Annotated in this window: 4 protein-coding genes; all 4 read left to right on the top strand. The window is 63.9% G+C overall.

Going from position 1 to position 6,980, the window contains the following annotated elements; genetic code table 11:
• Positions 1-560: 560 nt before the first annotated feature.
• Complete coding sequence (locus EII26_RS07085; RefSeq protein ID WP_124888451.1) at positions 561-1,454, top strand: branched-chain amino acid ABC transporter permease; 894 nt, start codon at positions 561-563, stop codon at positions 1,452-1,454.
• Positions 1,451-3,334: a branched-chain amino acid ABC transporter ATP-binding protein/permease gene (locus EII26_RS13685; protein WP_124888450.1), complete on the top strand. Its 1,884-nt coding sequence runs from the start codon at positions 1,451-1,453 to the stop codon at positions 3,332-3,334. The genes EII26_RS07085 and EII26_RS13685 overlap by 4 nt, the downstream gene beginning before the upstream one ends.
• Complete coding sequence (locus tag EII26_RS07075; RefSeq protein ID WP_124888449.1) at positions 3,327-4,049, top strand: ABC transporter ATP-binding protein; 723 nt, start codon at positions 3,327-3,329, stop codon at positions 4,047-4,049. The genes EII26_RS13685 and EII26_RS07075 overlap by 8 nt, the downstream gene beginning before the upstream one ends.
• Before the next feature lie 252 nt (positions 4,050-4,301).
• Entirely contained in the window at positions 4,302-6,980 is a 2,679-nt protein-coding gene (locus EII26_RS07070) for a bifunctional diguanylate cyclase/phosphodiesterase (protein WP_124888448.1), read from the top strand.

Genomic DNA, 6,980 nt, shown 5'->3' with positions numbered 1-6,980 from the left:
GCTGGGAGCGCCGAGCCCGCCAAGATCCGCGACGCGCTCGAGCAGACGAAGGATCTGCCGACGGTGACGGGTATGACGACGATGAACGAGACCCACGATGCGGAGAAGGAGCTGGGGATCGTCGAGATCCGGGGCGGCAAGAAGGTTTTCCTGGGGCTGATCAAGCCGGAGATGTAGGAGGACGTGCATCCGGGCCTTTCCATTTCTTCAAATCGTTTGTTGCAAGCGGTGAACCAGTGGGCGAAAGCAAGTTGTGCGTGCCGCTTCGAGGTTTTGCCGGAGCTGGTCGTCTCTTTGAATGAGCCTGCGAATGATTTTTAATTGGGATGAGCGTGCGTTTCAGACGCGGCAGGCGGGATGACGCCATGCTGTTGAAAGTTTCCGCACTTCCCATCGGGGGAAAGGGCATGGCTCCTTTCCCCCTTTGTCGATCGGCACGAGGCCCCTGCGTGTTTGCCCTTTCCATGGTAGACTGTTTTAAGGATTCTAAGTTCGAGGCGGGGCAGGACGAGGTCTTGTGGGACAGGTCATATTCGGGCTCCTCGGGAGGAGGTATCGGTTTGACTCTCAACATGTTCGTTCAGCACTTCATCAACGCGCTCGGCCTGGGCTCGCTCTACGGGCTGGTCGCGGTGGGGTACACGATGGTCTACGGCATCCTGCGGCTCATCAACTTCGCGCACGGCGACATCTTCATGTTGGGCGCCTACTTCGTCTACTTCTCCACCGTCGTGTTCAAGCTGCCCTGGGCGGCCGGGGTCGGCCTGGCCGTCGCGGGGGCGACGGTCTGCGGCCTTTTGGTGGACCGCATCGCCTACCGGCCCCTGCGGAACGCGCCCCGCATCTCCGCGCTCATCAGCGCCATCGGCGTGTCTTTTTTCATCGAGAACCTGGCCGTCGTCGTCTTCTCGGGCATGCCGCGGCCCGTGGTGCAGCCCCCGCTCCTGATGAGGCCCGTCCCGGTCGGGGGGGTGCGCCTGATCCCCCTGGGCCTGATGGTCCCGGTCGTGTCGTTCCTGCTGGTGGGCGCACTGCTCTGGATGGTCTACAGGACCAAGCCGGGCCTGGCCATGCGCTCCATCTCGCACGACATCGAGACCACCCGCCTGATGGGCGTGTCCGTGGACCGGATCATCGCCCTGACCTTCGCGCTGGGCTCGGCGCTGGCCGCCGTGGCGGGGATCCTCTGGGCGCTGCGCTACCCGCGGGTCGAGCCGTTCATGGGGCTGTTCCCCGGGATCAAGGCTTTCATCGCCGCAGTCTTCGGCGGGATCGGCTCCATCCCCGGGGCCATGATCGGCGGGATCCTCCTGGGGTTCGTCGAGATCATGTCCGTCGCCTTCTTTCCCAACCTCTCCGGCTACAAGGATGCCTTCGCCTTCATGCTCCTGATCGCGATCCTGCTGTTCCGCCCCACGGGACTGATGGGCGAACGACTGGAGGACAAGATATGAGACGGGAGACGACGTTGCGCAAGGTCCTGAGCGGCGCCCTGACCTTCGCCGCCTGCGGCCTCTTTGCGCTCTTCCTGAACTGGGCCCCCACGGGGCTGAACGGATACCAGCTCCGCATCCTCAATCTGATCGCCATCAACGGGATCCTGGGGCTGAGCCTGAACCTGATCTACGGCATGACCGGCATGTTCTCGCTGGGGCACGCGGGGTTCATGGCGATCGGGGCCTATGTCTCCGCGCTCCTGATCCTCTCGCCGGCCCAGAAGGAGGCCATGTGGATCCTGGAGCCCATCGCCCCCTGGCTCCTGAACGTGCAGGCGCCGTTCCTGGTCTCGCTGATCGCCGCGGGGCTGGCCGCCGCCTTCTTCGGCTGGCTGATCGCCCTGCCGGTGCTGCGGCTCGGCGGGGACTACCTGGGCATCGCGACCCTGGGCTTCGCCGAGATCATCCGCATCCTGATCACCAACCTCACGCCCCTCACCAACGGCTCCCTGGGGCTCAAGGGCATCCCCGCCCACACCACGCTCTGGGTGAGCTACGGCTGCCTAGCCGTGGTGCTGTTCTGCACGGTCTGCATGATGCGGAGCAACTTCGGCAACGTCCTGCGCGCGGTGCGCGACGACGAGGTCGCGGCCCGGACGATGGGCGTCGACACCTTCAGGACGCGGGTCCTGGCGTTCACCCTGGGCTGCTTCGGCGGCGGGCTCGGGGGCGCCCTGATGGGCAACCTCATCACCACCATCGACCCCCGCATGTTCATGATCACCCAGACCTACAGCCTGCTGATGATCGTCGTTGTGGGCGGGCTGGGCTCCATCACGGGCTCGCTGATCGGAGCGGTCCTGGTGACGACGATGCTGGAGTGGCTGCGGTTCGTCGAGAACCCCATCACCATCGGCTCGCTGCACATCCCGGGCATTCCGGGGATGCGCATGGTCCTCTTCTCCCTGCTCCTCATCGTCGTCATCATCTTCCGGCGCGAGGGGATCATGGGGATGCGCGAGTTCTCCTGGAACCGGCTTCTCCCCCGCCGGCGCGGCATGGGCGGGGATGCCGCGCCGGCGCCTCATGCGGGGCCCATGCTGGAGCTCAAGGACGTCACCCTGCGCTTCGGCGGTCTCGTCGCCGTGAATCGGCTGTCCTTCGCCGTCGACGAGGGACGGATCGTCGGCCTGATCGGGCCCAACGGCGCCGGAAAGACCTCCGCCTTCAACGTCATCAGCGGCTTCTACAGGCCCACGGAGGGCCAGGTGGACTTCATGGGGGAAAGGCTGACCGGGCTTGCCCCGAACGCGGTGTGCCGGAAGGGCCTGTCCCGGACCTTCCAGAACATCCGGCTCTTCGGGAACGAGACGGCGCTCCAGAACGTCATGGTCGGGTCGTGGGTGCGGCAGGGGACCCGGTGGTGGATGACCCTGCTGCCCTTCCTGTTCCCCGACGTCCTCAGGGAGGATGCGGAGATCCGCCTGCGCTCCATGGACCTGCTGAAGCGCCTTGGGCTGGACGCGTACGCCGACGAACCGGCCTCGTCCCTGCCCTACGGGGCCCAGAGGCGGCTCGAGATCGCCCGCGCCCTCGCGACCGAGCCTCGCTTCCTGCTGCTGGACGAACCCGCGGCGGGCATGAACCCCCAGGAGTCGGAGGAGCTGATGCGGTTCATCCGGCGGCTGCGGGACGACTTCCGTCTGACCATCCTGCTGATCGAGCACGACATGAAGGTGGTCATGAACGTCTGCGACACCATCCATGTTCTGGACCAGGGGGTCCACATCGCCTGCGGCACGCCCGCGGAGATCCGTGCGAACCCCAGGGTGATCGAGGCCTACCTGGGCACGAGCGCCGCTCGGGAGGATGGGAAGGAGGGGGCCGTCGATGCTTGACATCGAGAAACTGAACGTCCGCTACGGCGGAATCCACGCGGTGCGGGACGTGTCCCTGTCCATCGCGCGGGGCGAGATCGTCACGCTGATCGGGGCCAACGGCGCGGGCAAGAGCAGCACGATCCGGGCGATCATGGGGCTGGTGAGGTCCACTGCGGCCAGGATGGATTTCACCCCGCCCGGAGCGGACGCGCCCGTCCCTCTGCCGGGACGCCCGACGGACGAGCGCGTTAAGATGGGCATCGCGCTCAGCCCCGAGGGACGCCGAATCCTGCCGCACCTGACGGTGGAGGAGAACCTGAGGCTGGGCGCCTACTCGCGCAGCGATGCCGTGGGCATCGCGGAGGACATGGAGTACGGCTACGCGCTCTTTCCGCGCCTGAAGGAGCGCCGCGGGCAGAAGGGCGGCACCCTGTCGGGCGGCGAGCAGCAGATGCTGGCGGTGGCACGGGCTCTGATGAGCCGTCCGGATCTCCTGATGCTGGACGAGCCCTCGCTGGGGCTGGCGCCCATCCTCGTCGAGGAGGTCTTCGGGATCATCCGCACGATCAACGCCCAGGGCCGTACCATCCTGCTGGTGGAGCAGAACGCCTTCGCGGCTCTGAAGGTGGCGCACAAGGCCTACGTGCTGGAGGTCGGCACCGTTGCCATCCAGGGGACGGGCGAGGACCTGTTGAGGGATCCGCGCGTCAAGGAGGCGTATTTGGGCGGATAGGCCTTAAGATTCATCGTGTATAATCTTAAAGGCTTTCAACTTGACCCCCCTGAGGGGCTGTTTTATGGGGACTCCTCGGAAATTGATGTTATACTACTTTCTGTCGTGGATCGTACGAGACGCGACGCTGATTGGTCGTGTCCGTATCCAAATGCCGCTTCGGCAGTGCCGGGTCCTTGCATTGAGCAAAAATTTCGGGCTTTGAGGGCGTTGGTGTCGTAGGGCGGGCCGTATGGATCGAGGGGACTCGGTATGAGATTGCAGAAAAAAGCCTTTCGGATCATCGTGGGGACCCTTCTGGGGCTCTCCCTGGTCATGAGCTTCACCACGAACTACAGGACCGTAAAGGCATTCGAAACCGTGGAACGCCGCTTTTTCGAGCAGGACATGTTCCTCCTGCAGGGGTATATCGACGACGAGGTCAATCGACTGGTCGGCTATGTCTCCGACTGGGGGGCCTGGGACGCCATGTACGCCTTCATGGAGACGAAGGACCCCTCCCGTTTCGACGAGCTGTTGACGGGTACGAGCCTGCGGGCCTTGGACGTCGACTTCCTGGCGGTCCTGGACAGGGACATGAACACCGTGACGGGCTACACGGTCAACGAGCTCGGAGGCGAAATTCCCCTGTCCGAGGCGATGCTGGAGCAGCTTCGGAGCATCGGTGCCCGACTTGCGGCCTCCGAGGGGACAAAGGATTATTCCAACGATCAGGACGCCTCCCCCCACATGCTGAAGCTGGGGGAGAGCGTTTATCTGTTCGGCGCCAACCCCATTCTGATGACCAACTGGAGCGGCCCCTCGCGCGGCCTGGTCGTGGCGGGGATCGATTTTTCCAAAAAATTGCAGGAGATCTCGGAGAACCTGGGCATTCCCTGCGAGTTCGTCTCCGTTCCGGGACAGGAGTATCCGGCCCGTTGGAGCGGCAAGGTCGTCATAGAGCAGGAGGCGGACGGCAAGGCCTCCGTCTGGCAGATGCGCGGCGAGGTCCTCGGAGCGGGATCGCCCTACGCGGTGGCGTGCCGCACTCCGCGCCATATCTATAACGAGGGCAAAAAAGCGATTTACAGCTCCTACTTCTGGATATTTCTGAACGGGGTCGTCCTCGCCGTGGTCGTGACCGAGCTTCTCTCGCGGCTGGTGCTGAAGCGCCTGGAAAAGCTCCGAGAGGTCGCCGACACGATCACCAGCGAGCTCCGGCTGTCCCTGCGGGTCCCCGTGACCCGATCGGACGAGATCTCCGACCTCTCCCGATCCTTCAACGTGGTGTTCGGGACCCTGGAACATCTGCTCATGAACATCCCTGACGCCATGATCCTCTGCAACCTGTCCGGCAAGGTCGCCCTGGTGAACTCGGAGGCCCAGCGCATCCTGGGGCTTTCGGAGACCTTCCAGGACCACGAGGGAATCCCGATCACCGCCCTGATCCGCAAGTCGGGGGTGGATACGCCCATCCGGGCCAACGAGGATCAGGCCGTCTATGAGGCCTTTCTGTGCTGCAGCGACGGCACGGAGGTGCCCGTCGAGATCCATCAGCGTGCCATCACCTTCGGTAAGCGCAAGCTGGTCCTCTTCCTTGCGCGCGACCTCCGGGAGCGCAAGCGTCTGGAGACCCGTCTCGCCTGGAAGCTTTACTACGACGATCTCACGGGGCTTCCCAACCGCATGTCGCTCGTCGATACCCTGGGCTGCATCCTCAAGGAGGCCGAATCGTGCGATCCCTCCCTGTCGAACCTGGCGCTCGTCAACATGGACCACTTCAAGAGCATCAACGCCGAGGTCGGCAACGTCAATGGGGACAGGATCCTGGTGATGATCGCCGAACGGATCAAGTCCACTCTCGGGGACAGGGGCACGGCCTACCGAACGGGCGGCGACGAGTTCGCCATTTTGATTCAGGATCAGGACGACGCTCTGAAAAAGGAGAGGCTGAACCGGCTTCTGGAGGAAATTCGGGATGTGATCAGCGTTCCCTGCGAGGTGGGCGAGGGGACGGTCTACCCGAGCGCGAGCATCGGGGTCCTGCCGGATGTCGCGGCCTGCAGCTCCCCCTCGGTGATCATCGAGAAGGCCACGAATGCCCTGAAGCAGGCGAAGAAGTCCGGCCTCGGCGCCGTCGTCTTCTTCGACGGGCATGACGTTCAGGAGGAGGTTCTGTTCTCGTCCTCCGTGCTCAGCATGAGGGCGGAGATCCATGCGGCCATAGGGAACGACGAGTTCGTCCCCTATTTCCAGCCCGTCTACTCCATCAAGGAGCGGCGATTGAGCGGATTCGAGACCCTGGTGCGCTGGATGCACCCCACCAAGGGCTTCCTGCCGCCCTCGAAGTTCGTCCCCTATGCCGAGCGCATGGGCCTGATCGGCGAGATCGACCGCTGTATGATGCGCCGGGCCCTGGAGGCCATCCGAAAATCCTCCAGTACCCTCTACTTCTCCGCCAACGGGTCCTCCAACCTCTTGCAGAAGCCCTATGCGGCGGACCTCATCCGGAGCTACCTGGAGGAGGCGCATGTGGACCCCTCCTGTTTCGTCATCGAGGTGACCGAGAGCGTCCTGATCGACAACCTCAAGGGGGTCAGCGCCACGCTCGACAAGCTGCGGGGGATGGGAATCCGGATCTTTCTGGACGATTTCGGAACGGGGTACTCGTCGCTTCAATACATCCACTCCCTGCCGCTCGACTGCATCAAGCTGGATATGGCGTTCGTCCGCCACGTGTTCGACTCCGAGAAGGACGCCAGGATGCTGCGCACCATCATCGACATGGCCAACGTCCTGAACCTGGACACCATCGCCGAGGGGGTCGAGACGGAGGAGCAGCTCTCCTGGCTGGGCGAGGCGGGGTGCGGCAAGGCTCAGGGCTACTATTTCTCCAAACCGATGGCCTGGGCGGAGGCCGAGAGATTGATACAGAAGGAGAGGTTGACGTAA

Source organism: Fretibacterium sp. OH1220_COT-178, assembly GCF_003860125.1.
Classification (GTDB): Bacteria; Synergistota; Synergistia; order Synergistales; family Aminobacteriaceae; genus CAJPSE01.
This window is presented reverse-complemented; position numbering and strand designations above follow the sequence as displayed.